Origin of the sequence: Streptomyces sp. NBC_01390 (genome assembly GCF_045040105.1) — a bacterium.
Classification (GTDB): domain Bacteria; phylum Actinomycetota; class Actinomycetes; order Streptomycetales; family Streptomycetaceae; genus Streptomyces.
This window is the reverse complement of record NZ_CP109551.1, coordinates 1385909-1410620: the sequence shown is the minus strand read 5'-3', so window position 1 is coordinate 1410620 and position 24712 is coordinate 1385909. Positions and strand designations below refer to the sequence as shown.

General features: G+C 70.8%; 23 protein-coding genes. 11 read left to right on the top strand and 12 right to left on the bottom strand.

Going from position 1 to position 24712, the window contains the following annotated elements; all coding sequences use genetic code 11:
* Window positions 1-2: 2 nt before the first annotated feature.
* Genes OG241_RS06040 through OG241_RS06015 form a run of 6 tightly spaced genes read left to right on the top strand, consistent with a single transcriptional unit; the run spans window position 3 to window position 4153 of the window.
* Entirely contained in the window at window positions 3-485 is a 483-nt protein-coding gene (locus tag OG241_RS06040) for a cupin domain-containing protein (RefSeq protein ID WP_405814111.1), read from the top strand.
* Window positions 482-1750, top strand: coding sequence for a beta-ketoacyl-[acyl-carrier-protein] synthase family protein (locus OG241_RS06035; RefSeq protein ID WP_405814109.1), 1269 nt, complete (start codon window positions 482-484; stop codon window positions 1748-1750). The genes OG241_RS06040 and OG241_RS06035 overlap by 4 nt, the downstream gene beginning before the upstream one ends.
* A complete protein-coding gene (locus OG241_RS06030) occupies window positions 1747-3030 on the top strand; it encodes a ketosynthase chain-length factor (protein ID WP_405814107.1) in 1284 nt (427 codons plus the stop codon). The genes OG241_RS06035 and OG241_RS06030 overlap by 4 nt, the downstream gene beginning before the upstream one ends.
* A 25-nt stretch (window positions 3031-3055) precedes the next feature.
* A complete protein-coding gene (locus OG241_RS06025; protein ID WP_405814106.1) occupies window positions 3056-3316 on the top strand; it encodes a phosphopantetheine-binding protein in 261 nt (86 codons plus the stop codon).
* 1 nt (window position 3317) lies between these two features.
* Window positions 3318-3794, top strand: coding sequence for an SRPBCC family protein (locus tag OG241_RS06020; RefSeq protein ID WP_006380470.1), 477 nt, complete (start codon window positions 3318-3320; stop codon window positions 3792-3794).
* 26 nt (window positions 3795-3820) lie between these two features.
* Window positions 3821-4153, top strand: coding sequence for a TcmI family type II polyketide cyclase (locus OG241_RS06015; RefSeq protein WP_405814105.1), 333 nt, complete (start codon window positions 3821-3823; stop codon window positions 4151-4153).
* Between the two features lie 82 nt (window positions 4154-4235).
* Here OG241_RS06015 and OG241_RS06010 read toward each other — a convergent pair whose 3' ends face one another.
* From OG241_RS06010 to OG241_RS05985, 6 genes are all read right to left on the bottom strand, one after another.
* The gene (locus tag OG241_RS06010) at window positions 4236-5291 is read right to left on the bottom strand and encodes a methyltransferase (RefSeq protein ID WP_405814104.1); all 1056 of its coding nucleotides are present in this window, start codon (window positions 5289-5291) and stop codon (window positions 4236-4238) included.
* Between the two features lie 78 nt (window positions 5292-5369).
* Window positions 5370-6449, bottom strand: coding sequence for a nitrous oxide reductase family maturation protein NosD (locus OG241_RS06005; protein WP_405814103.1), 1080 nt, complete (start codon window positions 6447-6449; stop codon window positions 5370-5372).
* A gap of 76 nt (window positions 6450-6525) precedes the next feature.
* Window positions 6526-7209: a class F sortase gene (locus tag OG241_RS06000; protein WP_405814101.1), complete on the bottom strand. Its 684-nt coding sequence runs from the start codon at window positions 7207-7209 to the stop codon at window positions 6526-6528.
* Between the two features lie 182 nt (window positions 7210-7391).
* Complete coding sequence (locus OG241_RS05995) at window positions 7392-7886, bottom strand: hypothetical protein (RefSeq protein ID WP_405814099.1); 495 nt, start codon at window positions 7884-7886, stop codon at window positions 7392-7394.
* A 388-nt stretch (window positions 7887-8274) separates the two neighbouring features.
* Entirely contained in the window at window positions 8275-10842 is a 2568-nt protein-coding gene (locus tag OG241_RS05990) for an ABC transporter permease (RefSeq protein WP_405814098.1), read from the bottom strand.
* A gap of 6 nt (window positions 10843-10848) precedes the next feature.
* A complete protein-coding gene (locus OG241_RS05985) occupies window positions 10849-11706 on the bottom strand; it encodes an ABC transporter ATP-binding protein (RefSeq protein WP_405814097.1) in 858 nt (285 codons plus the stop codon).
* A 166-nt stretch (window positions 11707-11872) separates the two neighbouring features.
* Here OG241_RS05985 and OG241_RS05980 point away from each other — a divergent pair, with 166 nt between their 5' ends.
* Both OG241_RS05980 and OG241_RS05975 read left to right on the top strand, forming a co-directional pair.
* Entirely contained in the window at window positions 11873-12112 is a 240-nt protein-coding gene (locus OG241_RS05980; protein WP_405814095.1) for a toxin-antitoxin system HicB family antitoxin, read from the top strand.
* 49 nt (window positions 12113-12161) lie between these two features.
* A complete protein-coding gene (locus OG241_RS05975) occupies window positions 12162-12500 on the top strand; it encodes a fic family toxin-antitoxin system, toxin component (protein WP_319098392.1) in 339 nt (112 codons plus the stop codon).
* A gap of 10 nt (window positions 12501-12510) precedes the next feature.
* Here OG241_RS05975 and OG241_RS05970 read toward each other — a convergent pair whose 3' ends face one another.
* Both OG241_RS05970 and OG241_RS05965 read right to left on the bottom strand, forming a co-directional pair.
* On the bottom strand, window positions 12511-13230 hold the full coding sequence (locus OG241_RS05970) for a class I SAM-dependent methyltransferase (RefSeq protein WP_405814094.1): 720 nt from the start codon (window positions 13228-13230) through the stop codon (window positions 12511-12513).
* A 98-nt stretch (window positions 13231-13328) separates the two neighbouring features.
* Entirely contained in the window at window positions 13329-14015 is a 687-nt protein-coding gene (locus OG241_RS05965) for an esterase/lipase family protein (protein WP_405814092.1), read from the bottom strand.
* A 115-nt stretch (window positions 14016-14130) separates the two neighbouring features.
* Here OG241_RS05965 and OG241_RS05960 point away from each other — a divergent pair, with 115 nt between their 5' ends.
* Window positions 14131-16500, top strand: a complete 2370-nt coding sequence (locus tag OG241_RS05960) for a LuxR C-terminal-related transcriptional regulator (RefSeq protein ID WP_405814091.1) — start codon at window positions 14131-14133, stop codon at window positions 16498-16500.
* A gap of 46 nt (window positions 16501-16546) precedes the next feature.
* Here OG241_RS05960 and bioD read toward each other — a convergent pair whose 3' ends face one another.
* The 3 genes from bioD to bioB are packed head-to-tail and all read right to left on the bottom strand — an operon-like array spanning window position 16547 to window position 19749.
* The gene (gene bioD, locus OG241_RS05955; RefSeq protein WP_405814089.1) at window positions 16547-17266 is read right to left on the bottom strand and encodes a dethiobiotin synthase; all 720 of its coding nucleotides are present in this window, start codon (window positions 17264-17266) and stop codon (window positions 16547-16549) included.
* A 16-nt stretch (window positions 17267-17282) separates the two neighbouring features.
* Window positions 17283-18572 (bottom strand): adenosylmethionine--8-amino-7-oxononanoate transaminase, encoded by a 1290-nt coding sequence (locus OG241_RS05950; RefSeq protein ID WP_405814087.1) that lies wholly within the window; start codon window positions 18570-18572, stop codon window positions 17283-17285.
* On the bottom strand, window positions 18565-19749 hold the full coding sequence (gene bioB, locus OG241_RS05945; protein ID WP_405814086.1) for a biotin synthase BioB: 1185 nt from the start codon (window positions 19747-19749) through the stop codon (window positions 18565-18567). Before bioB ends, OG241_RS05950 begins: the two co-directional genes overlap by 8 nt.
* Window positions 19750-20537: 788 nt before the next feature.
* Between bioB and OG241_RS05940 the strand changes: the two genes are divergently transcribed.
* Together OG241_RS05940 and OG241_RS05935 are read left to right on the top strand one after the other, a co-directional pair.
* Window positions 20538-21215 (top strand): transposase, encoded by a 678-nt coding sequence (locus tag OG241_RS05940; protein WP_405814085.1) that lies wholly within the window; start codon window positions 20538-20540, stop codon window positions 21213-21215.
* Window positions 21122-21877, top strand: coding sequence for a hypothetical protein (locus tag OG241_RS05935; protein ID WP_405814084.1), 756 nt, complete (start codon window positions 21122-21124; stop codon window positions 21875-21877). The genes OG241_RS05940 and OG241_RS05935 overlap by 94 nt, the downstream gene beginning before the upstream one ends.
* An 87-nt stretch (window positions 21878-21964) precedes the next feature.
* On the opposite strand, the gene OG241_RS05930 is transcribed toward OG241_RS05935, so the two are convergent.
* Complete coding sequence (locus OG241_RS05930) at window positions 21965-24532, bottom strand: hypothetical protein (protein WP_405814083.1); 2568 nt, start codon at window positions 24530-24532, stop codon at window positions 21965-21967.
* Window positions 24533-24712 lie beyond the last annotated feature (180 nt).

The following is a 24712-nucleotide window of genomic DNA, read 5'->3' as shown; positions in this document are numbered from 1 at the left end:
CCATGAACAAGCAGCACCCATGCATCGTGGACCTGAGCGAGACAGAACCCAACCGCAGACGCGGCGGTGACCTGCGGGCCATGCTGACGCCCGCCACGGTGGGTTCCACCAGCGGCTTCATGGGCCTGGCGATCGTCCAGCCCGGCGAGCGCATCGGCGAGCACTACCACCCGTACTCCGAGGAGTTCGTGTACGTCGTCGCGGGCGCCCTCGAAGTGGACCTGAACGGCGAGACACACGCCCTCAGGCCCGACCAGGGCCTCCTGATCCCGATCGACGTACGCCACCGCTTCCGCAACGTCGGTGACGTGGAGGCCCGCATGGTCTTCCACCTGGGCCCGCTCGCCCCCCGCCCCAGCCTCGGCCACGTCGACACGGAGTCGACGGAAACCGCCGACCCCGGCACGGAGTTCGCCGTCGGCGGCCCGGACCGGCTCGCCCCGGACCACGGACAGCGGTCCGCACGAAGCGAGGCCATACGGTGACCCGGCGGGTGGCTGTCACCGGCATCGGTGTGGTCGCTCCCGGAGGCACCGGCGCCACGGCGTTCTGGGACCTCCTCTCGGGCGGCCGTACCGCGACCCGGGGTATCACGCTGTTCGATCCGGCGGGCCTGCGTTCGCGCATCGCCGCCGAATGCGACTTCGACCCGTTCGCGCACGGCCTGGACCCGGCGTTGAGCCGGCACGCCGACCGCTACATCCAGTTCGCCATGGTCGCCGCCGCCGAAGCCGTGGGCGACTCCGGCCTCGACAGAGGCACGCAGGATCCCTGGCGCGTCGCGGTCTCCCTGGGCAGCGCCGTCGGCGGCACCACCCGTCTGGAACACGACTACGTGCAGGTCAGCGAGGGCGGACGGCGGTGGGACGTGGACCCCCGCGGCGCCGACCCGCAACTGCACCGGGCGTTCTCGCCGAGCACCCTCGCCTCCGTCGTCGCCGAGCAGTTCGGCGCACAGGGCCCGGTGCAGACCGTCTCCACCGGCTGCACCTCCGGGATCGACGCGGTCGGCTACGCCTTCCACACCATCGAGGAGGGCCGCGCCGACATCTGCATCGCCGGCGCGGCGGACTCGCCGATCTCGCCGATCACCATGGCGTGCTTCGACGCCATCAAGGCGACGTCGGACAACAACGACGACCCCGAACACGCCTCCCGGCCCTTCGACGCCCGTCGCAACGGCTTCGTGATGGGCGAGGGCGCGGCGGTGCTCGTCCTGGAGGAGTACGAGCACGCCCGGGCCCGCGGCGCGCACGTGTACTGCGAGATCGGCGGCTACGCCACCTTCGGCAACGCCTACCACATGACCGGTCTGACCAGCGAGGGACTGGAGATGGCCCGGGCGATCGACTCCACGCTCGACCAGGCCCGCCTCGACCCCACGATGATCGACTACGTCAACGCGCACGGCTCCGGCACCAAACAGAACGACCGGCACGAGACCGCCGCGGTGAAGCGGTCCCTGGGCGCGCACGCCTACGACACACCCATGAGTTCCATCAAGTCCATGGTGGGCCACTCACTCGGCGCGATCGGCGCGATCGAGGTCGTCGCCTGCGTCCTGGCGCTCAAGCACCAGGTGGTGCCGCCGACGGCGAACTACGAGACACCCGACCCCGAGTGCGACCTGGACTACGTACCGCGCACCGCGCGTCAGCGAAAGCTCAGGAACGTGCTCTCCGTCGGCAGCGGATTCGGCGGCTTCCAGTCGGCCGTGCTGCTGACCGGTCCGGGAGGGAGATCCCGATGACAGCTCAGTCAGCTCAGTCAGCTCGGAACAGTCGGCGCACTCGGCGCGCCTCGCGCGCGGCCATCACCGGGATCGGTGTGATCGCGCCCAACGGCCTGCGGGCCGACTCCTACTGGAAGGCCGTCGGCGAAGGCCTCGTCGTCCTGGACGGGATCACCCGCGAGGGGTGCGGGCATCTGCCGCTCCGTGTCGCGGGTGAGGTCCGGGGCTTCGACGCCGCGGGCCTCATCGAGGAACGGTTCCTCGTCCAGACCGACCGGTTCAGCCACTTCGCCATGGCCGCCGCCGCACTGGCCCTCGACGACGCCGGAATCGCCCGGGGCGAACCCCCGGACGCGTTCGACATCGGGGTGATCACCGCCGCCGGATCCGGTGGCGGCGAGTTCGGGCAGCGCGAGCTCCAGAAGCTGTGGGGCCAGGGCTCCCGGTATGTCGGCCCGTACCAGTCCATCGCCTGGTTCTACGCCGCCAGCACCGGCCAGATCTCCATCCGCGGCGGCTTCAAGGGACCGTGTGGAGTGGTCGCCAGCGACGAGGCCGGCGGTCTGGACGCCGTCGCGCACGCCGCCCGGACCGTGGGACGCGGAACAGGTGCCGTCCTCGTCGGCGGCGCCGAGGCGCCCCTCGCCCCGTACTCGATGGTCTGCCAGCTCGGATACGCGGAGCTCAGCACCGTCGAGGACCCGGCCCGGGCCTACCGCCCCTTCACCAAGGGCGCCTGCGGGTTCGTGCCCGCGGAGGGCGGCGCCATGCTCGTCGTCGAGGACGAGAACCGCGCCCGGGAGCGGGGGGCCGCCGTCCGCGCCACCGTCGCCGGCCACGCCGCCACCTTCACCGGGGCCTCCCGCTGGGAGCGGTCCAGAGAGGGGCTCGCCCATGCGATCAGGGGCGCCCTCGACGAGGCCGGATGCGCCCCGGAGGAGATCGACGTCGTGTTCGCCGACGCCCTGGGTGTGCCGGAGGCGGACCGCGCGGAAGCGCTGGCCATCACCGACGCCCTCGGCGCGCACGGCACCAAGGTTCCCGTCACGGCGCCCAAGACCGGCATCGGGCGCGCCTACTGCGGGGCGCCCGTGCTGGACATCGCGGCCGCGGTGCTCGCCATGGAGCACCGCCTGATCCCGCCCACCCCCAACGTGTTCGACATCTGCCACGACCTCGACCTGGTGATGTCCCGCGCTCGCCCCGCCGAGCCGCGCACGGCCCTGGTTCTCAGCCGGGGACTGATGGGTTCCAACGCGGCGCTGGTAGTGCGCCGCTCGGACGACTCCGCCCGATAGCAACGGGCGGGAAGGAGAACACCGCATGCTCACCACCCAACTGACCTACGACGACCTGGCCACCCTCATCAAGAAGGGCGCCGGAGTCACCGTCGACCCCGGGGAACTGGAGCGGGCCTCCGACACCCCCTTCGGGATCCTCGGCCTCGACTCCCTCGGCCTGCTCGGCATCGTCGGCGAACTGGAGAACCAGTACGGCCGCTCGCTGCCCCCGGACTCGGAGCGCTGCAGGACGCCCCAGGAGTTCCTCGACCTCGTCAACATCACCCTCAAGGCTGGAGCCTGAAGTGGCCGGACACACCGAGAACAGCATCACCGTCGACGCCCCGCTCGACCTCGTCTGGGACATCACCAACGACATCGAGAACTGGCCGCGGCTCTTCACCGAGTACTCGTCCCTCGAAGTGCTCTCCCGCGAGGGCGACACGACGGCCTTCCGCCTCACCATGTACCCGGACGACAACGGCAAGGTCTGGAGCTGGGTCTCGGAACGCACCGTGGACCGCGCCAACCGCACCGTACGGGCCCGCCGGGTGGAGACGGGACCCTTCGCCCACATGAACATCCTCTGGGAGTACACGGAGCTGCCCGGCGGCACCCAGATGCGCTGGACGCAGGACTTCGCGATGAAGCCCGACGCACCGGTCGACGACGACTGGATGACGGACAACATCAACCGCAACTCCCGTACGCAGATGGCGCTCATCCGGGACCGGATCGAGCAGGTCGCCCGCGACCGCCAGAACGCCCCCCTGCCCCGCTGAGCCACCGGCTCAGGAAGGACACCCCGATGCACCACGCCCTGATCGTCGCCCGTATGGCACCCGGCTCGGCACCGGCGATCGCCGACCTGTTCGCCGCCTCCGACAGCGGGGAACTCCCGCACCTCGTCGGTGTCACCCGCCGCAGTCTCTTCCAGTACGGCGACGTGTACCTGCACTTCATCGAGGCCGACCAGGACCCGGCGCCCGCCATCGCGAAGGTGGCCGGCCACCCCGAGTTCCGCAACGTCAGCGACAAGCTGTCGGCGTACGTCTCCGCGTACGACCCGCAGACGTGGCGCAGCCCCAAGGACGCCATGGCGCGCTGCTTCTACCAGTGGGAGCGGAACGCCGGTTCCTGAGCGCCGATCCCCGAGGAAAACCCCGAGGCCGGTACCGCGACATTCGCGGTACCGGCCTCGGGGTTTCGGCTGTGACGGGAGGTCAGCCCGGGACGGTGCACTCGAAGGCGTGCAGATACGCGTTGACGGGGCGGATCTCACCGATGACCAGACCCGCGTCGGTCAGCCGGTCGACCATGCTCTGCCGGGTGTGCTTCGCACCGCCGACGTTGAGGAGCAGCAGCAGGTCCATGGCGGTCGTGAACTTCATCGACGGGGTGTCGTCCACGAGGTTCTCGATCACGATGACCCTGGCCCCGGGCCGCGCCGCCTTGCGGACGTTCGCCAGCGCCCGGCGGGTGCTCTCGTCGTCCCACTCCAGGATGTTCTTGATGATGTAGACGTCCGCCTGTACGGGGATGTCCTCCCGGCAGTCTCCGGCCACGACGCTCACCCGCGCGGACAGTGAACCTCCGTCGCGCAGCCGCGGGTCGGCGTTCTCCACCACTCCGGGCAGGTCTAGCAGCGTGCCGTGCATCCCGGGGTGCTTATCCAGGAGACTGGCCACGACCTGGCCCTGACCGCCGCCGATGTCGGCGACCGAGGACACCCCGCTCAGGTCCAGCAGGTCGGCGACGTCCCGCGCGGACTGCTCGCTGGACGTCGTCATGGCCCGGTTGAAGACGTACGCCGACTCGGGGGCCTCCTCGTTGAGATACGCGAAGAACTCCCTGTCGTACATGTCCTCGAAGACGTTGCGGCCGGAGCGCACCGCCTCGTCCAGCTTCGGCCAGACGTTCCACGTCCACGGCTCGGTGCACCACAGCGCGATGTACCGCAGGCTGTGCGGGTCGTCCTCGCGCAGCAGCCGGGACATCTCCGTGTGGACGAACGTGCCGTCGGGACGCTCCGCGAAGACGCCCTGGCAGGACAGCGCGCGCAGGAGCCGCCTGAGGGTGCGGGGCTGGGTCTTCACCGCCGCCGCCAGGTCCTCGACGGTGGTTGGCGTGTCGCCGAGGGCGTCGGCGACGCCCAGCCGGGCGGCGGCGCGTACGGCGGCGGCGCAGGCCGCCCCGAACACGAGCTCCCGCAGCCGCATGGGTGGTGGGGGAGCGGGGAGGGCCGGGGGAGCGGGGGGAGCCGGATCAACGGTCGTCATGTGGTGTCTCGCCTCTCTGTTGGTGCCGTGTGGGGGTGGGGCGGGTGAGGTGGATGGGCCGGCCGGCGCGCCGGCCGGTCAGCACATTCCGGCGGGCTCGGAGACCCCGCAGGTGTTGCCCCGGAAGGTGTTGTTCCTGCCGGGATCCCCGTCGACGAGATCTGCCGCGCCGTTGCGCAGCACCACGTTGTCGCGGATCTCGTTGTTCTCGTTGAGGGCGCCCACGAAGCTCTTGAACAGCACGATGCCGCCCGACAGCGGGGAGGTGCCCACGTTGTCCTCGACCCTGTTCTTCGTCACCAGGGTCTTCTCGGAGCCCGTGAGGACGATGCCCGAGCCCTGCAGGAAGGGCAGTCGGGGGGTCTTCGGGCACAGCTTGTTGTTGGCCAGGACGCGGTTGTGGCTCAGGGTCATCGCCCCGGCGCGAGGGGTGCCCTCGTCGCCGACGACGAACACCCCGGTGCAGTTCCCGGTCGCCTCGTTGTGGTCGACGGTCAGGTTCCGCAGGCGGCGCACCGTGAGGCCGATGCGGTTGCCGAGCAGCCGGTTGTGGTCGATCTCGGTGCCCTTGCTGTCCTGGGCGCCGTCCTCCCGGTCGACGGTGTTGGCGACGAAGAGTCCGGCGTCGCCGTTCTGCTCGGCGACGTTGTGGCTGAACACGCCGCGTACGGACCTCTCCTGGGCGATGCCCCACTGGCCGTTCTTCTCGGAGGTCAGGTTCTTGACCTTCAGCTGATCGGTCCACGACGCCCACAGGCCGTTCTTGGCGAAGCCCCGGATCGTCAGTGAGCGCAGGGTGACGCCCTTGAGGGGAGCGCTCTTCGTGCCGGTCACGCAGATGCCGTTGCCCGCGGTGGCACAGGTGTTGTCGGCGGAGGCCGGGCCGGGCACGATGACGGCGGGTCCGGCGACGGAGCCCCGCAGCGTCAGGTCCGACACCGTGATGCGGACGCTCTCGTGATAGGTGCCGGGGGAGAGGACAACGGTGTCCCCCGGCCGGGCGGCGTTCACCGCCTGCTGGATCGATTCGCCGGGCTGTACCCGGTGGATTCGGAGTACCTGATGCGCCGAGCGGTGGTCCGTCGGCGCCGCGGCACCCAGCCCCGATGCCACGACAGCGGCGGTGCATACGAGGTGGGTGATATGTCGTCTGGTCATATGCCGAAGCTAGGAGCGGGTGTTCCGGTTCGCCACCGCTGATCCCCCAGGTGGGCCCCAGCCGGACGCCTACGGGTCAGACGAGGTGGGCGAAGACCACGAGGTTGTCGGTGTAGTCCCGCACCGTGTGGTCGTAGTCGCCGGCGCAGGTGATCAGCCGGACCTGGGCCTGCGGGGTGTCCGCGTACACGCGCTGGTCGGGGAAGTCGTCCTTGGCGAACTCCTCGACACTGTCGACCACGAACACGGCGGTGCGCCCGTCGGACCGGTTGACGGAGAAGCGGTTCCCCTTCTTCAGCTCGCTGAGCCCCGCGAAGACCGCGGCGGAGGTCGCGGTGTCGACGTGCCCGGCGATGATCGCCGTCCCGGCCTCTCCCGGGGACACGCCGTCCGCCTGCCAGCCGACCAGGTTGGTGTCGTCGGCCGGCGGGGGGTTGAGCCGGCCCGAGTCGCCGATGGCGAGGCCGACGAAGGGGGCGTTCACGCCGATGGCCGGAATGAGCAGCCGCGTCGGACGGGCCCGCGGCAGATGCTTTCCGGCCGGCACGGTGGCCGAGGACTTCGGCGCGACCGACGAGGAGGGAGCGTGGGCCGCGGCGGCGCGGGGCGCGCGGGAGTCGTCGGCCGACTCGTTGTTTCCGGAGAAGAGGAAGAACACCGGGATCAGCAGTACGACGGCCCACGCGACCAGACGCACCAGGGACCGTCGGCCGGACGACACGGACTCGGCCCCAACAGGGGAAGGCAACCGGGTTGCCATTGGGAACCACCTCACGGGAACACAGCTGAACGGAATCAGCGCAGACGGAAGACAGGGCAGGGGGAGCGGGGGCGGCAACGGGAGCGGCTGAAGAAGGACCGGAGGAAAACCGGCCGGGCCGCCGCAGTGCGCACAGGTGGATGTGCGCACGCGACGGCCCCGGCTGCTATGTCAGGCATCGGTCAGGACACCCCGTCGGCCGCGTTCCTGCGGCGCATCGCGAACGCACCGGCGCCGACGACCGCCAGGGCCGCCATCCCGCCGGCCGTGACACCCGGGGACGCGAGCGCGCCGCCACCCGTGTGCATGCCACCGCTGGGCTTCTCGTGCTTGGAGCCCCAGTCGCCCTTGCTGCTCTCGTCCGAGCTGTCTTCCTTGCTCCAGTCGTCCTTGCTGCTGTCGTCGGCGCTGTCGTCCTTGCTCCAGTCCTCCTTCTTGCTGTCGTCCGAGCTGTCGCCCTTGCTCCAGTCGCCGTCGTTCACCGCGGTGAGCGCACCGCCACCCGTGTGCATTCCACCGTTCGGCTTGTCGTGCTTGCTGTCCTTGTCGTGCTCCTTGCTGTAGGAAGAGTCACCGTTGTCCCAGTCGCCTCCGTCGGCGGCGAACGCGCCGGGCGCGGCGATCGCGAGAGCGGCCGTGGCCGTCGCGGTAGCGAGGAGCAGGCGGGCAGAGCGCATGGTCGAAGTCCTTCCGCCGTGACCAGGGCGCTGACGTGTTGTCAGCTGACGAGACCCGGCCCCGACGTGATCCACCGTCAGTCAGATGCGCCCGCCCCACCACTCGAGCCACCCACCCGACTGACCCGCACGGCGGCCCCCGACCCGCCGTCAGATCGCCGCCCCGGAGCGAACACCAGCACACTGACCAGGTATTTGACCGTCTGATCAGCAGTCACTTCCCGCTCTGCACAGCGCCATAGGCACAACCCGATCGGCGGCACACGACTGCACGCACCACGGGCCTGTTCGCGCCCTTTGGTGGGGCCGCAGGCCCCTACCAAAGGGGCGCGGGGAACTGCGAGCCCAGCCACATGGCACCCGCCCCCGAGCCCAGGCGCGCCGCCCTTCACTCGTGCGCGATAGCCGCCAGCACGTTCATCCGGGACGCGCGCAACGCGGGCAGCAGCGCGGCCACGATGCCGACCACCGCCGAGCCCACGACCACCAGGACGATCGTTCCCCAGGGAATCGCCAGCGCCTCCATGCCCTGGAGGGCCAGCACCCGGTGGATGCACACGCCCCACACCAGCCCGAGTCCGAGCCCGAGCACCGCGCCGAACACGGCGATCACGACCGACTCCAGCCGGATCATCCGGCGCAGCTGCCGCCGGGACAGTCCGATGGCCCGCAGCAGCCCGATCTCACGCGTCCGCTCCACCACCGACAGGGCGAGCGTGTTGACCACGCCGAGCACCGCGATGACGATCGCGAGCCCCAGCAGCGCGTACACGAGGTAGAGCAGTACCGAGATCTGGTTGCGGATCAGTTCCTTGTAGTCGGCCTGGTCACGCACCTTGATCTGCGGATACGGGTCAAGGGTTCGCTCCAGCGCGGGCCGCAGCTTGTCGGCGCTCGTGCCGGCCGCGGCGTTGACGTACAGCGCGGACTCCTGGCCACCGGGTACGTACCGCTCGGCGACGGCGATCCCGAAGTAGATCCCGCCCTGCGGTCCGAATCCTTCGGCGCTGTCCTGTTCGGTGAGGGCGCCGACCGTCAGCTCGGTCCGGCCGCCGTCCGGGAACTCCACCGGCAGCACCGTGCCGACGCGCACGTCGTGGTCCTTCGCGTAGTCGGCGGACATCGCCAGGTGGCCGTCCGCGAGTGCGGCGGCCGTGTCGCCCTGCGCGTAGGCGACATGGGCGACGTCGTCGAGCCGAGTGTCGTACCCGGCGGCCGTCGTCTCCAGGCGCTTGCCGTCCGGGAGCCGCACCGCGACCGGTACGAACCGCTGCCGTACGACGAGACCGACCCCGTCCGTGGCCCGTACCTTGTCGGTGACCTCCCGGGGGAACGGCACGAGGTTGTCGTTCTGGAGGACGAAGTCGGCGCCCAGCGTCCTGTCGATCTGCTCGTCGAAGGACTTGCTCATCGAGGCGCTGGCCACGGACATCCCGCCGACCAGGGCAAGGCCCACCATCAGCGCGGCGGCCGTGGCCCCCGTACGACGGGGATTGCGCAGGGCGTTGCGCTGGCTCATCATGCCGACCGGCCCGAAGAGCGCCGGGAACGCACCGCCCAGGACCCGGACGACCGGCCGGACCAGCAGGGGGCCCGCGATCACCGTGGCTACGAGGGTGAGCAGGACCCCGAGGCCCAGGAGGGAGGCGGAGGTCGACGTCTCATCGGCCGTGGCGCAGCCCACGAGTGCGGCGGCCCCGAGTGCCCCGACGATCGCGCCGATCACCGCCCGTACCCGCAACGGCCGCCCCACGCCCGCGATCTCGGCGTCCTGGAGCGCGGCCATGGGCGAGACCACCGAGGCACGGCGAGCGGGCAGATAGGCCGCCACGAAGGTGACCCCGAGGCCGACGGCGTACGACGACACGGGAGTCGGCCAGCCCACCACCATGTCGGCCGACCTGAGGTCCATGCCGATCGCGCTCAACAGCTGGATCAGCCCGGCCGCCAGCCCGATCCCGGCGGCGAGGCCGAGCGTCGAGCCGACCAGACCGAGCAGCACCGCCTCGGTGAGCACGGACCGGCGCACTTGCCGGCGGTCGGCGCCCAGGGCTCTCAACAGGCCGAGTTCGCGAGTGCGTTGGGCGATCAGCATCGAGAAGGTGTTGACGATCAGGAAGACCCCGACGAGCACCGCGACGCCGGCGAAGCCCAGCATCACGTACTTGATGACGTCGAGGAATCCGCCGAGTCCGGCCGCGGCCGACTTGGCCTGTTCGGCGGATGTCTTCAACTCGTAGTCGGTGGCGCCGATCTGCCGCGCGATACGGCTCTTCAGCTCGGCGTCGCTCACCCCGCTCGCGGCGGTCACCGAGATGCTCGTGGCCCGGTCCGGCGCACCCAGGAGCCGGGTCTGCGCGGTCCTCGTGTCCAGGAACAGCAGCGCCGCACCCGGGTTGGTGGTGGTGAAGGTGGCGATGCCGACGATCCTCACCTTGAACGACCCCGGCTGCGCGTGGACGGTGAGCGTGTCACCGATGCCCACGTCCTTGCTGTCGGCGGTGTCCGCGTCCAGCAGGGCCTCGCCGTCCCCCTTGGGGAGGCGGCCGGAGGTGAGTTCGACGGGGCTGCGGTCGGTGCGGTACCAGTCGGTGGCGATCGTGGGGGCGCCCGTGGTCGGTGACACCGACTTGTTGTGGTTGTCGACGACCGTGATGTTCTCGACGGACACGTCCGCGTGGGCGTCCGCCACGCCGGCGACACCGGCGACCCGCCGCGCCAGCGAGGCGGGCACGGTCAGGGTCTCCCCGGACGGGACCGACGACTCGAAGTCCTTGCGGGGATTCACCGTGACATCGGCGGAGGTGGAGGCGAAGAGCCGGTCGAAGGTACGGGTGACCGTGTCCGAGAAGATCAGGCTGCCCGCGACGAACGCCACGGACAGGACGACGGCCAGCGCGGAGAGCAGAAGTCTGCCCTTGTGCGCGAGGAAACTCCTGAGCGTTGCCTTCAGCACGGGGTGTCAGTCCTCGTCGGTGGGCTTGGTGAGGGAAGGGGCCTCGGCGTCGCCGTCGGCAGGGCTGCCGGGGGAGGTTGCCTGGGGCTGTCCTCCGCCGGAGAAGAGGCGCATACGCTCCAGGACCGCTTCCGCCGTGGGCCGGGCCATCTCGTCCACGATCCGTCCGTCGGCGAGGAAGAGCACCAGGTCGGAATGGGCGGCGGCGCCCGGGTCATGGGTCACCATGACGACCGTCTGGCCGAGGTTGTCGACGGCCTCGCGCAGGAACCCGAGCACCTCCAGCCCGGCGCGCGAGTCGAGGTTCCCGGTCGGTTCGTCCGCGAAGATCAGCTCGGGGCGCGAGGCGAGCGCCCGGGCACAGGCCACGCGCTGCTGCTGCCCGCCGGACAACTGGGCCGGCCGGTGCTTCAGCCGGTCCCGCAGTCCCAGGGTGTCGATGACCTGGTCCAGCCATTTCTGGTCGGGCTTCTGGCCCGCGATGTCCATCGGCAGGGTGATGTTCTCGACGGCGTTCAGGGTCGGGATCAGGTTGAACGACTGGAACATGAACCCGATCCGGTCCCGGCGCAGCCTGGTCAGGTCGCGCTCCTTCAGCCCCGTGATCTCCGTGTCGCCGAGCCACACCTGCCCCGCCGACACGGTGTCGAGCCCTGCCAGACAGTGCATCAGCGTGGACTTGCCCGACCCGGAGGGACCCATGACCGCGGTGAAGCGCCCGCGCGCGATGTCCACGTCGACCGAGTCGAGGGCGAGCACGGTCGTCTCGCCGGTGCCGTACGCCTTGGTCAGCGCGCGGGTGCGGGCCGCGGTCCCGTCGGCCTCCGGGTGCCCGGGGGCGTGCTCCGCAGCAGGTGTGGACAAGGCTGCCTCCTTCGATGGCTTGCTGGTCGTGGACGGCCCGATGTCGTACCGACGTCCCTCGTTCCTTGTCCCGGCCGAGCGTAGTGTGACGGGGCGCACACCCGGTATCCCTTTTCACTCCTCGGCACCCTTGCCGGTGCTAGCACATACGCGCTAGCGTCTAGGTATGGCGAAGACTCAGCTGAACGTCCGGGTGGACGAGGGCACCGCCCAGGCGGCGCGCGAAAAGGCCCTGGCCCGCGGGATGAGCGTCAACCGGTATATCGAAGAGCTGGTCAGACACGACACCGGCGAGGCGGGCCACACGTTCGTGGAGGCCGCCGCCGACTTCATGAAGCAGTACGAGTCGGTCTTCGCCGAAGAGTTCGGCGCGGACCGTGAGGGCAAGCGCGAAGGTCGTCACTGACCCCTTGGACAACTTCGGCAACCTCAGGATCGACCTCGCCTGGCTGCTCATGATCGCCGAACGGAAGACGCCCGGAGACCCCCAGGTATCCGACTGGGGCGCCCTGGTCGCCGCCGTCGCCCGCCACGAGGCCGAGATATTCGACATCCCCGTCTACGACAACCCGCACGCCCGGGCCGCCGCCCTGCTCCAACTCCTGCTGCATGTACCGGCGTTGGAGCGCTCCAACGCGTTGTTCGCCTCAGCGGTCGCCTACGCCTACCTCATCGCCAGCGGGGTCAAGGTCGTCACCTCGCCCGAGCAGGTGCGCGACCTGGCCCGGCTGGTGAAGACCGGCGACGCCTCGGTGCACGACATCGCGCACGAACTGCGCCAGTGGAGCCTGTGAGGCGTGCAGCCTATGAGGCGTCGAGCCCGGGCTTCGACTCCGATCCCGGCCGCGCGGGACGCCACGCGCTGCCCATCACGCAGTACGAGATGGGCAGCCGCGGTCCCTGCTCGGAGAGCAACAGCCGCCGGTACGGGCCGAGTTCGAACCCGGCGTCCCGCAGTGCGGCCACCGGGTCCCGGGACAGATGGCAGCCTCCGGCGAGCGCGGGCCACACCGTGCGGTCGAGGGCGCGCTGGGCGAAGCGCATCGTGGGGCCGCCCCCGATGCCGTGCTCGAAGAACCGCACCTCACCGCCGGGCCGCAGTACCCGCCGTACCTCGCTGAGTGCCCGGGAGACGTCCCGGACACCGCACAGCACCAGCGAGAGCACCACCGCGTCGAACGCCTCGCTCTTCACCGGCAGAGCCTCCGCGACGCCCGGGACGACATCGACCGGTACCTCGCAGCGCATCGCCGCCTCCAGGGCCAACTGCCGCAGCAGGCGCTCGGGTTCGATCGCGACGACCTCCGAGACGGTGCCCGGATAGTGCGCGAAGTTCAGCCCGTTGCCGGCGCCGATCTCGATCACCCGCCCGGAGAGCCCGGCGAGCAGCCGGCCCCGTACGGCACCCAGACCCATCCGGGTCTCGGCGGCCACGCTGAGCCGGGCGTAGTAACGGGCGAACAGCGGATGGTGCACGGGATCCCGCGGCACCTTGCCGGAGCCCGCGGCGGACCGTAGCGGCATGGGGACCTCCCGGGGAGGACTGGCCTTACCGTGATTGTCCTCCTGACGGGACCCGCGCACCCTCGCTGTCGACAGAAAGCAGCCGGAATCGGCCGGAATCAGGCGATGAAGTCGCGGACCTGGGTGTAGACGCCGTGGTCGTTGTTCATCTCGTCGTGCGAGATGCAGCCGACCTCGACGTTCGTGGCGCCGCTCAGCAGCGCCGTGCTGTCCGGGTTGAGCGCCTCGTCGCAGTTGGACCAGTAACTGGCGTACGACACACTGCCCGGGGTCTCGTCGCCCGAGTTCAGCGATGTCAGGAACGAACTTCCGGTGTTCATCTCGGCGCACGAGGTGTACAGCCAGGCGCACAACGAGGCGATCGTCGTGCCGTGATTGGTGCCGGCCGTGGAGACGAAGTCGTCGACGTAGGCGGTTCCGCCGAGGTTCTTGAGGTAGTAGCGAGCGCTCAGCGTGCCCATCGAGTGGACGACGAGATCCACCTTCGAGGCACCCGTCGCGGCCAGAACTCGTCTGACCTCGGTGGCCAGTTGCTGGGCCGTGGTGACGTTCGACTGGGACCAGGAGTACGTCCAGGCGTCCAGCTCGGAGGCCGTGTAGCCGTCGGCCTTGAAGTCGGCGACCCAGTCGTTCCAACTGCTCGACGAACTGCTGATGCCGTGCACGAAGACGATCGGATTGTGGGTCGCGGCCTGGGCGGGGGTGGCGGTGAGGGAGAGGGACAGGAGCATCGAGGACACGACGGCCGAGACGGCTGCCGTGATGCGTCGCGTGCGGCGCTGCATGGTGCCTCCTGATATACGTGGGGTTGGCTGGAGTGTCAGGCCGCGTCTACGCGCGCCGCATCGGTGAAATCGCCGGTCTTTACGCGCCTTGTAACTCGCCAGTAACGTGAGTTGTGTGGTGACCTCGGTGAATCCCCCGCCTCAGCCGCGCACTTCGCCACCGCAGCCCACGGACGCGTGGCAGCAGCTCGGCCCCCCGCTTCCCGAAGGCGTCCGCGTGCGCGTCCTGCGTGCCGCGTACGGAAATCCGCGCGCCGCCGCCGAACTCGTACCGCTCCTCACCGAACGACAGGCGGCGGGCCTCGACCCGCTCCCGGCGGAACCCGCCGCGCTCGCCCCCCAACTGCTGCGGGCGCACCGCCTGCACATCCGTGCCCTGCCCGACGACACCCGGCTGCTCCTCCTCCTGGCCGCCGCCGACCAGTACCCGGTGGCGACCAACGCCTTCCTGCGCGCGGTCGCCGCGGCGCACCTCGACACCCGGGCCCTCGAAGCCGCCGAGGCCGCCGGGATCGCGCACGCGACGGCGAGCGGAGTCGTCTTCCGCGACGCCTGGACACGCGTCGCGGCCTACGAGTCCGGGTCCTCGGCGGACCGGCGGGACGTGCACCGACTGCTGGCCCGCGTTCTGCACGGCGACGGTGAGGCGCCCCGGCGGTCCTGGCACCGCGGCGCCGGCGCCCTCGGCCCCAGCGCACGGCTCACCGCCGAGTTGGGGGCCGCCGCGCACGAGGCCCGCGAGCTGGGCGACCACCTCCTGGCCGGCGCCCTCGGCGAGCGCGCCGCCGCTCTCTCGCCCGACCCGCGCGAACGGTCCCGGCTGTTCTCCAGGGCCGCCGCCGACGCCTGGCACCGCGGCGACGGGGACCGGGCCCGCGGTCTGGTCTCGGCCTCGGCCTCGGAGGAGAGCGCGCTGGGCGGCATGCTCGCCCTGCGGTCGGGCAACGCGACCGAGGCCTTCGACGGGCTGCTGACGGCAGCGGTCCGGCACGCGAGGGCCGCGCTGGAGCAGGGGAGCGTGCTGAATCGTTCCGCCGGGGATCAAGGGTCTCGCTCCGCCCAGCCGGAACGATTCAGCACGCCGGACGACCCGTACCCGTACCCGTATTCGTCCCACCCCTACGGGTCCTGGGACTCGCACCCCGACGCGCAGTCGTCGTACAGCGTCCCGAACCCCGCCCTGGACACCGCTGTGCACTTATTGGCACGTGCCACCGAGGCCGCCGTCTACACCGGCGACCTCCGCCGCTGCCGGGAGGCGGCCACCGTGGCCGCACGGCTCGGCGTCATCCCGCCCGGCACCCTCGCGGGACTCGCGGCGGCCGTCGAGGGACGGTACGAGGACGCCCGCAACCTCCTCAAGGCCGCCGCCGGGCGCTGTGGACCCGGTGGCGACCCCACCCTGCTCATCCACTCCGGCATCGCCGCCCTGCTTCTCGGCGACCACTCCGGCGCCGAACGCGCCACCGTACGGGCCGCCGCCTCCGCCCGCGCCAGGGGCGAGGCGGTGACCGTTCCGCAGGCCATGGAGTTCCGGGCCTACGCCGACTTCTGGACCGGACGCCCACGCGCCGCCGAGGCCGCCGCGGCCGACGCCCTCTGGCAGGCGTACGCCACCGGTCAGGACAACGGCGCCTGCCATCTGCAGGCCGCCCTCGCCATGTTCGCGGCGGTGACCGGCGACGGCGAGGTCTGCCGGGAACGCGCCGAGGCCGCCCGCACCCACGCCCGGGCCCACGGTCTGGGCCTGCCCGCCGCGCTCGCCCTGTGGGCGCTCGCCTTCCTCGACCTGTCCACCGGCCGCTTCGAGAGCGCCGCCGCCCGGCTGCGCGCACTCGCCGGATTCGGCCCCGGCCACGGTCACCGCGCCATCCGGCACCTCGCCACCCCGCACTATGTCGAGGCCGCCGTCCGCACCGGCGACACCCGCGTCGCACGGGCCGCCCACGCCGACTACGACCGCTGGGCCGTCGCCGTCCGCAGCGCGGATGATCTGGCCCTCAGTGCGCGCTGCCGCGCCCTGCTCGCCCCCGGTGCCGAAGCGGTCGACCACTACCGCACGGCCCTCGACCTGCACGCGCATGGCACCCGGGACTTCGAACGCGCCCGTACGGAGCTGCTGTTCGGCAGTGCGTTGCGTCGGCTGCGGCATCGGACCGAGGCGCGCGACAGGCTGCACAGTGCGCTGGAGGCGTTCGAGACGTTCGGGGCGCCGCACTGTGCGACGCAGGCGCGGGCGGAGTTGCGGGCACTTGGTGCGCCGGCCACGCTCACGTCCCGCCCGACGGACCTCACGACACGGCTGACCGCACAGCAGTTGATGGTCGCGCGGATGGCTGCGGAGGGGGCGACGAATCGGGAGATCGCTGTGCGGCTGGCGTTGAGTCCGCGCACGATCGATCATCATTTGCGGGGGGTGTTCTCGCGGTTGGGGATTCGGTCGCGGATTGAGTTGGTGCGGTTGCTTGGGGATGTGGGGTTGTGAGTTGGCTTTCCGCTGGATTGGGCTGGTCGCGCAGTTCCCCGCGCCCCTATAGGGGCGCTTCTCGTGCCCCGAATTTCGACGCGTCCCATGTGCCGCCCAGGCTCGGCGCCAGCCAAGTGCCGGCCATCGTGCGGAAGTTGGCCGGGGGTAGCGCGCCCGCCCCTGCAGGCAGTGCTCCCAATAGCGGTGCTTCGGCGACATCCGGCAGGTCGGTCAGGTTGCAACGGGTTGCCAGGTCGGGAGAGTTCGGCCAGCTGCCGAGGACGATGCCCGTCAAGTGGAGGTTTCTGCGGGACAGTTCACGGGCCGTCAGTTCAGTCGCGTTGAGGGTGCCCAGGCCCGCCGACGTGACGACGAGTACCGGCGCGGCCAGCAACTCGGCCGCGTCCGCCAGGGTGCCGCCCTCGTCGTCGAAGCGTACGAGCAGCCCGCCGGCGCCCTCCACCAGCACCACGTCGTACTCGGCAGCGAGTTTGGCGGCTGCCTCCGCCACCTCGGCCGGCCGCACCGGTGGCAGCGCGGCTCGTCGGGCGGCCGTCGCCGGGGCCAACGGGTCCGGATAGCGGGCGAGTTCGAGGGTCCGTACGTCACCCGCGAGCCGCGCGACCTCGTCGGCGTCACCGTGCTCGTCCGGTCGTACCCCTGTCTGCGCGGGCTTGAGCACGGCCACCGTGCGGCCCGCCGCGAGTGCCGTGGCGGCGACGGCGGCAGTGGTGACGGTCTTGCCGATCTCCGTGCCCGTCCCCGTGATCACCAGGATCGGCATGTTCGTCCCTCCTGTTTCACGCACTCTGTGCCGCCGCGCACACCGCGCGCGCGATCCGGGCCACGTCCGCGTCGCCGGTGACGTACGGCGGCATGGTGTAGACGAGGTCGCGGAACGGCCGCAGCCACACGCCCTCGCGCACGGCCGCCGCCGTGGCCGCCGCCATGTCCACCTCGTGGTCGAGCTGCACCACCCCGATCGCGCCCAGCACACGCACGTCCCGGACCCCGGGTAGTTCCGCCGCCCCCGCGAGCCCGTCCCGGAGTCCGGCCTCGATCCGCTTGACCTCCGCCTGCCAGTCCTGGTCGAGCAGCAGGCCGATCGAGGCACAGGCCACGGCCGCCGCCAGCGGGTTGCCCATGAAGGTCGGGCCGTGGGCGAGCACCGGGACCTCGCCGCGCGAGATGCCGTCGGCCACCCGGGCCGTGCACAGCGTCGCCGCCATCGTCAGATAGCCGCCGGTCAGCGCCTTGCCCACGCACATCACATCAGGGGTCACCGCCGCGTGTTCCGCCGCGAACAGCGTGCCCGTGCGCCCGAACCCGGTCGCGATCTCGTCGAACACGAGCAGCACGCCGTACGCGTCGCACGCCTCGCGCAGCACCCGCAGATAGGCGGGGGAGTGGAAGCGCATCCCGCCCGCGCCCTGCACCACCGGTTCGACGATCACGGCGGCCAGTTCGTCGGCGTGCCGCTCGATCGTCGAGCGGAGGTGATCGGCGTACGACTCGTCGTACTCCGTGGGCGGCGCGTCCGCGAAGACCTGGCGGGGCAGGACGCCCTGCCACAGCTCGTGCATCCCGCCCTCGGGGTCGCACACGGACATCGGCTGCCAGGTGTCGCCGTGGTAGCCGCCACGCCAGGTCAGCAGGCGCTGCTTCGCCGGCCGGCCCACCGAACGCCAGTACTGCAGACACATCTTGACCGCGACCTCGACCGACACCGACCCCGAGTCGGCGAGGAAGACATGCTCAAGTCCGTCCGGCGACAAGTCGACAAGGAGCTTCGCCAGCCGTACGGCGGGCTCGTGGGTGAGTCCGCCGAACATCACGTGGCTCATCCGCGAAAGCTGCTCGCGCGCCGCCTCGTTGAGCACCGGGTGGTTGTAGCCGTGGATCGCCGACCACCAGGACGACATCCCGTCGACCAGTTCGCCCGAACCGTCCGCGAGCCGCAGCCGCACCCCGCTCGCCGACTCCACGACGAGCGGTTCGACCCGGCCCGGCATGGGCCCGTACGGATGCCATACGTGCCGCCGGTCCAGGTCGAGCAGCTGGGACAGAGGCAGATCAGCCAGGTCAGGCATTGGGCGCGAGGTCCGTTCCGGCACCTCGGCGGCGTACGGTCACCAGATCGGTACGGGGTTCGTTGGCCAGGTCCGTACGGGGTTCGGGCGTCGCCGCGTCCGAGGCGCAGGCGCCCGCCTCCGTGCCGCACGCCCCCGACGATGACGATGACGCGCCACAGCCGCCCCCGGCCACCCGGTGCTCGGGAAGGGTCACCTGGTCGGAGCTCTCCACCTCGAAACCGGCGTCGGCGATCATGCCGAGGTCGGCCTGGCCGGCCTGGCCCTCGGTGGTGAGGTAGTCGCCGAGGAAGATCGAGTTGGCCAGGTTCAGGGCGAGTGGCTGCATCGACCGCAGATGGACCTCACGGCCGCCCGCGATCCGCACCTCCGCGTCCGGGCACACGAACCGGACCATCGCCAGGATGCGCAGACAGCGCTGCGGAGTGAGGTTCCACTCCTTGGCCAGCGGGGTGCCCTCGACCGGGATCAGGAAGTTGACCGGAACCGAGTCCGGGTCGAGGTCACGGAGGGAGAAGACGACGTCGACGAGGTCCGCGTCGCTCTCGCCCATGCCCGCGATCAGGCCCGAGCAGGCGGACAGTCCGGCCGCGTGGGCCTTCTGGACGGTGTCGACCCGGTCCTCGTAGGTGTGGGTGGTGGTGATGTCGCCGTAGGTGGCCTCGGACGTGTTCAGGTTGTGGTTGTAGGCGTCGGCGCCCGCCTCACGCAGCCGCTCCGCCTGGCCGTCGGAGAGCAGGCCCAGGCAGGCGCACACCTCGACGCCCTCGTTCTGGTCCTTGATCGCCTTGATGGTGCCGGCGACCCGGTCCACGTCCCGGTCCGTCGGGCCACGCCCGGACGCCACCAGACAGACCCGCTTGGCGCCCCCGGCCAGCCCGGCCGCCGCCGCCTTCGAGGCCTCGTCCGGCTTGAGCCAGGTGTACTTGAGGATGCCCGTGGTGGAGCCCAGGCGCTGCGAACAGTAGGAACAGTCCTCCGGGCACAGGCCCGACTTCAGGTTCACCAGATAGTTGAGCTTCACCCGCCGCCCGAACCAGTGCCGGCGCACCTTCCCGGCCGCGGCCACCACATCGAGGAGATCGTCGTCGGAGGTGGCCAGTACGGCCAGCGCCTCTTCGCGGGTCGGCAGCTCGCGCCGCAGCCCCTTGTCCACCAGCGTCGTCAGCAGGTCCATGGGAGCCGATCCTGACGTATCGAGCGGGCTGAGGGAAAGGAGGGTTCGTACAAGAGAGGTGCTTCGACGTGTGGGGTATGTAACACGACCGCCCCAGTACGTAGGGCCAGCAGAGAGCATGGAAGACCGGGTCAGAGGCCCAAAGTCCGCATCTCACCGCCGATTTGGTGAGAGACATGTGTGAGACGAGAGGGCCAGTGGATCAGTATGGAGGGTTCCTACAACACCCCGAAGGGGCTGTTCACTCAAGCGCCGTGCGTGACTTGCTGCGGGCTGTCCTGGAAGCTCTCGACATCCCCACCCTGCGACCGTAGGGGACCGCGAGGCGCACGACCGGATCTTGAGCGAACGGGTCATGCACGCGGCAATTGCGCTCCGCGGCGTACTGGACGGGTGCCCCCTCGAAATCGAGTGGACAACCGACTATCTGCGGGAACGGCTCCCTGAGTATCCCGCTACCGGCTGTGGCCAGCGGGCCGGCGGGCCAGCCGGAAGCCACAGGGCCTCTGTACAGCTCTCTGAGACGCACAGGAACCCCCCAAGTGCCGTCCGCTCGGGTCCTGTCTGTGTGAAGCCCCTTCAGGGGCTGTCTACCGGTAGTTCGTCAAATCCGGTGTTGGTTTGGATTGACGGCAGGGCGGGTTGGTGGGGGCTGAAGATGACCGTTCGCCGTCCCTGTCCGCCCGCGCCGGGACCGTTGGAGGAGTACGTGGCCCGGTTCGACGACCTCTTCTTCAGCCTGGCCCAGCGGCGAGGGCGGAGTCGGTGGCGGGTGCGGGGATGCCGGGGTGCAGCGGCTGCAGTTCTTTCTGTCCGAGTCGCCCTGGGAGGTCGAGCAGGTCAACGACCGGCGGCTTGAGCTGCTGCGCGAGAAGTCGGCCACGGCTCCGCACGAGAGTGGGGTCATCGTGATCGACGATTCCGGGGACCGCAAGGACAGCACGGCGACCGCGCATGTGGGCCGGCAGTGGCTGGGCCGGCTTGGCAAGACGGACAACGGCATCGTCACGGTGACCACGGTGTGGACCGACGGCCGCGTGTACTACCCGCTGCACGCGACTCCCCACACCCCCGCTCACCACCTCGCCCGCGGCCGGGCCGACCTGTCCTTCCGTGCGAAACCGCAGCCGGCCGCTGCCCTCGCGGCACGGGGCAAGGAGGCGGGCTTCGGCTGCCGGGCGGTGGTCGCCGACTGCGCCTACTCCGTCAGCGACACTTGGCACCTCGCATTGCGCGAGGCCGGCCTGGCCTACGTGGTCGCGCTCAAGCCGCCTGCGGCACCTGGGCCCCAGCCAACCAGCCGCACACCGCCATCGAAGCCGCTCAGGCTCCGGCCTGGCGCGATGCCAAGCGGCCCGGCGACTGGACACCCGTGGAGCGGCACTTCCGCGACGGACACACCGAGACCTGGTGGGCCGCCGACGCCCGCCTGGGCGGCTACGGACCCGACTCCCCCTGCCGGCTGATCGTGTCCACCACCGACCCAGCCACGTTGCCGGAGAAGGCCACCTGGTACCTGGCCACCAACCTGCCCCACCCCGACGCACCCCACGCCGCCACCAGCCCGCACCCGCCGGCCGACCTCGCCGAGATCGTCCGGTTGTACGGCCTGCGGCCATGGATCGAGCAGAGCTACAAGCAGATCAAGGACGAACTCGGCTGGGCCGACTTCCAAGTCCGCTCCGCCCGCGCCATCCGCCGCCACCAGACCCTGGTCGACTGCGCCTTCTCCTTCTGCTGGGACCAGACACGGGGCCCAGCCACACCCCACCGGCCCCAAAAGCCCTGCTGGCCCAGGGCATTACGGTCCATCCGTTCCTGGCTCACCCCCGCCACCACCCTCAGCCGATGGTGGCGGGCATGGACGGACAAGGACCCACTCCCCGACCTCCAGGCCCTGATCGACGCAGTCACCACCGGACACGGCATTGACCTCTACCGCCGGATTCAACGAACTACCGGTAATTCGGGGGATGGAGGAGCGCACGGCAGGCCTTCAGTCTGCCGCCGCTGGGGTTCGGGTGACTGGGCCTCGTCGAGCAGGTCGACTTGGTCGACACACCGCAAGGTGACGGCACACGCAACGACCTCTCCTGGCATATCTCTGACCACTACCCGCTCCGGGTAGCGGAACGGCTGTTGGGGGCGGGCGCCCGAACGAACGGGCGCCCGCCCCCAACGTCATTCCGTCCCCTGGACGTCGGGAGCAGCGGCGTTACCGCAGTGCCTGCGCCGACCAGAGTCCGCGTCCGTGGGTCGCCACCAGGAGGTGCCCGCCGTCGGGCGAGACGTCCAGGGAGACGACCCCGGCGTGGGGCAGTGTGCCGCCGAGCCGGTACCAGGTGTACGAGCCGGTTGCGGTGGGCGCGGCGGCGAAGACGCCGACGTCCGTGCCGACGACCACGTGGCCGTGCCACAGGGCGAGCGCCCCGGCCGGCGCGTCCGGCAGGTCGCCGGTGCGGTCGGTCCAGGTGGTGCCACCGTCGGAGCTCTCGAATACGTGGCCCTCGCCCGCGCCGGAGACGTAGGAGCGGGTGAAGCCGCCGTACGTGGCCCAGACATGGAGGGCGTCGTGCGGGTCGACGGTGAGCGAGGTGACGTACCGGGTGGGCAGCGGCGCGGTGAGCCGGTGCCAGGTGCCGCCGGCATTGGTGTCGATGCCGCTGGCGTACTGGTCGCCGCTCCAGTCCTCCCAACCGGTGTACGTGACCGTGCCGTTCACACCGAGGGCGGTGACGGAGTGGTCCTCACCGGTGTCGTGGACGGCGGTCCAGTCGCAGGAGTCGGCGGTGCAGCGGGTGTTCCAGCCCTTGCCGGCGTTGTCCCACACGTAACGTCCGCCCGCGACCCAGTGGTTCACGTCGGCGGTGTCGGAGGTGTAGGGGGCGATGAACTCGGGTCCGGGGTCGCAGCCCTTGAGATCGGCGTTCCAGTCGCAGGCGGGCGAGATGGTGGTGAAGGAGGGCGTGGTGCCGTCGGAGCGGCCGCCGTTGGTGGTCAGCGACATGTCCAGGTCGACGTACTCGTTGACGGCGCGGTCGGCGTTGTGCGGGTCGACGAGGACGAAGCCGCCGTCGCCGCCCGAGGGCTGGTACAGCTCCCGCGCGCCGGGCAGGCTCAGTACGTTGCCGTTGTCCTGGGTGCCGCCCCAGGTGGACAGGGCGCCGGTCTTCGGGTCGGTGCCGTACGCGGCGTCGTAGTACTGGAGGGTGTGCAGGTCCTGGTTGAGGTTGGTCCAGCCCTTCGAGGGCAGCTCGGGGTCCGGGCGCAGGGTCGCCTGGCGCTCGTAGACGCCGCCGTCGTTGCCGAAGTAGACGCGGTTGCCGGGGCCGAAGGCGATGGCGTGCTGGTCGGCGTGGGTGGTCATCGGGCAGCCGCCGGCTATCAGGCCGTTGGTGTAGCACTTCAGGCCGTAGTTCCAGTACGGGCCTATGGTCGCCCAGGTTATTCCGGCGTCCCAGCTCTCGAACACCTCGGAGAAGCCCGCGTACACGTGGTCGGGGTCGGCGGGGTCCACGGCGACGTACTGGTTGTACCAGGCGGCGCCGGCCGCGTCGCTGTTCTGCGCGCCCGACGCCTTGAGGATGTCCTCGTCGGCGACCGTCGTCCAGGGCCCGGCCGCGTCACCGGTGGCCGAGCGGAAGACGTCGCCGTCGCTGCTGCCGTTCGTGGCATCGCCGACGAGGGCGAACAGTTCACGGCCGTCGGCCGAGTACGACAGGGTCGACCGGCCGGGGGTGACGCTCGCCAGGTCACCGGTCGGGGTGACCTTGTGCCAGGTGCCGGGCCTGCCGTGGTCGTCGGACTCGTAGACGCCGTTGGCGTCCCCGGGCCCGGTGAACTGGCGCGCGATCACGGCGGTCACCTGCTGTCCGCCGGTACCGGGGCGTACGGCGACGTCGGTGGCGGCCGAGGACCAGCTGGTGTCCGGGTCGCCGGGGGCGAGGGCCACCGTCCAGTCGGCGGTGATGTCGTCGGCGGCGCGGCGCAGGACGCCCTCGTTGGTGGCGGCGTAGACGTGTCCCCGGCCGTCGAAGGTGATGCGGGGGACGATGCTGCCGTCGATGCGCCTGCCCACCTGCTTCCAGGTGCGGCCCCGGTCGGTGGAGCGGTAGATGCCGAGGCCGGTGTAGGAGTCGCCGGAGTTGCTGGGTTCGCCGGTGCCGATCCACAGGGAGTGGTCGGCGGGGTTCACGGCCAGGGCGCCCATGGCGAGGGTCTGCTGCTGGTCGGACAGGGGCTTCCAGTGCCGGCCGTCGTCGTCCGAACGCCACAGGCCGCCGTCGGCGGCGCCCTCGTACACGGTGTGCCCGTCGACGGCGAGCGAGGAGACCCGGCCGCTGACAAGACCGAACCCCGAACCGAAGTTCGAGGCGACGGGGTCGGCGTACTCCTTGTCCTCCTGCTGGAGCGGGACGTCCGTGACCTCCGACCACCGGGTCGGCACGGTCGGCAGTTTCCCTGCCTGTGCGTAGGCGTGGGTCAGCGCGCCGGGTCCGATGGAGTCGCCGGGGGCCGTCTTCATGCGGTTCTGCTGGGCAAACCCGGCGGTCGGGTCGTCGCGGTCGGTGCCGTCACCGTCGTCATCGCCGTCGTCACCCTTGTCGTCCTGGGCGGTCAGGGCGGTGACGGCGGTGGTCGTCGTGGGGTCGACCGGGCCCGATCTGAGGTGATCGTGGGGGTGGACGGGCGACGCGGCGTCAGCGCGGCCCGCGACCAGGAGCAGGGCACACGCGGCAACGACAGCCGCCCGTACGCCCGTTGGGGGGTGGCTCAGGTTCATGACAGTGATCACACAGCAGCTGTTTGAACTCTGGAGTACACAGGCAGCAATTATCTGGCAAAGCAACCCCCTCAACCGCCCAGGAGAACCAGGGGGTTGAGGGGGATCGGGTGCTACGAGGGGAGCGGCGATCCGAAGGTCCCGGTGCTCGGTGGGACGTCGTGGCGGCCAGTACAGGAA

What these genes read in the sequence shown, in the direction of transcription:
- OG241_RS05965 (WP_405814092.1), bottom strand. Translation starts at nt 14,015, where the DNA reads ATGCAGCGCCGCACGCGACGCATCACGGCAGCCGTCTCGGCCGTCGTG.
- OG241_RS06010 (WP_405814104.1), bottom strand. Translation starts at nt 5,291, where the DNA reads ATGACGACCGTTGATCCGGCTCCCCCCGCTCCCCCGGCCCTCCCCGCT.
- OG241_RS05980 (WP_405814095.1), top strand. Translation starts at nt 11,873, where the DNA reads ATGGCGAAGACTCAGCTGAACGTCCGGGTGGACGAGGGCACCGCCCAG.
- bioB (WP_405814086.1), bottom strand. Translation starts at nt 19,749, where the DNA reads ATGGACCTGCTGACGACGCTGGTGGACAAGGGGCTGCGGCGCGAGCTG.
- OG241_RS05950 (WP_405814087.1), bottom strand. Translation starts at nt 18,572, where the DNA reads ATGCCTGACCTGGCTGATCTGCCTCTGTCCCAGCTGCTCGACCTGGAC.
- OG241_RS06005 (WP_405814103.1), bottom strand. Translation starts at nt 6,449, where the DNA reads ATGACCAGACGACATATCACCCACCTCGTATGCACCGCCGCTGTCGTG.
- OG241_RS06015 (WP_405814105.1), top strand. Translation starts at nt 3,821, where the DNA reads ATGCACCACGCCCTGATCGTCGCCCGTATGGCACCCGGCTCGGCACCG.
- OG241_RS05975 (WP_319098392.1), top strand. Translation starts at nt 12,162, where the DNA reads ATGATCGCCGAACGGAAGACGCCCGGAGACCCCCAGGTATCCGACTGG.
- OG241_RS05930 (WP_405814083.1), bottom strand. Translation starts at nt 24,532, where the DNA reads ATGAACCTGAGCCACCCCCCAACGGGCGTACGGGCGGCTGTCGTTGCC.
- bioD (WP_405814089.1), bottom strand. Translation starts at nt 17,266, where the DNA reads ATGCCGATCCTGGTGATCACGGGGACGGGCACGGAGATCGGCAAGACC.
- OG241_RS05995 (WP_405814099.1), bottom strand. Translation starts at nt 7,886, where the DNA reads ATGCGCTCTGCCCGCCTGCTCCTCGCTACCGCGACGGCCACGGCCGCT.
- OG241_RS06000 (WP_405814101.1), bottom strand. Translation starts at nt 7,209, where the DNA reads ATGGCAACCCGGTTGCCTTCCCCTGTTGGGGCCGAGTCCGTGTCGTCC.
- OG241_RS06025 (WP_405814106.1), top strand. Translation starts at nt 3,056, where the DNA reads ATGCTCACCACCCAACTGACCTACGACGACCTGGCCACCCTCATCAAG.
- OG241_RS06030 (WP_405814107.1), top strand. Translation starts at nt 1,747, where the DNA reads ATGACAGCTCAGTCAGCTCAGTCAGCTCGGAACAGTCGGCGCACTCGG.
- OG241_RS06040 (WP_405814111.1), top strand. Translation starts at nt 3, where the DNA reads ATGAACAAGCAGCACCCATGCATCGTGGACCTGAGCGAGACAGAACCC.
- OG241_RS05970 (WP_405814094.1), bottom strand. Translation starts at nt 13,230, where the DNA reads ATGCCGCTACGGTCCGCCGCGGGCTCCGGCAAGGTGCCGCGGGATCCC.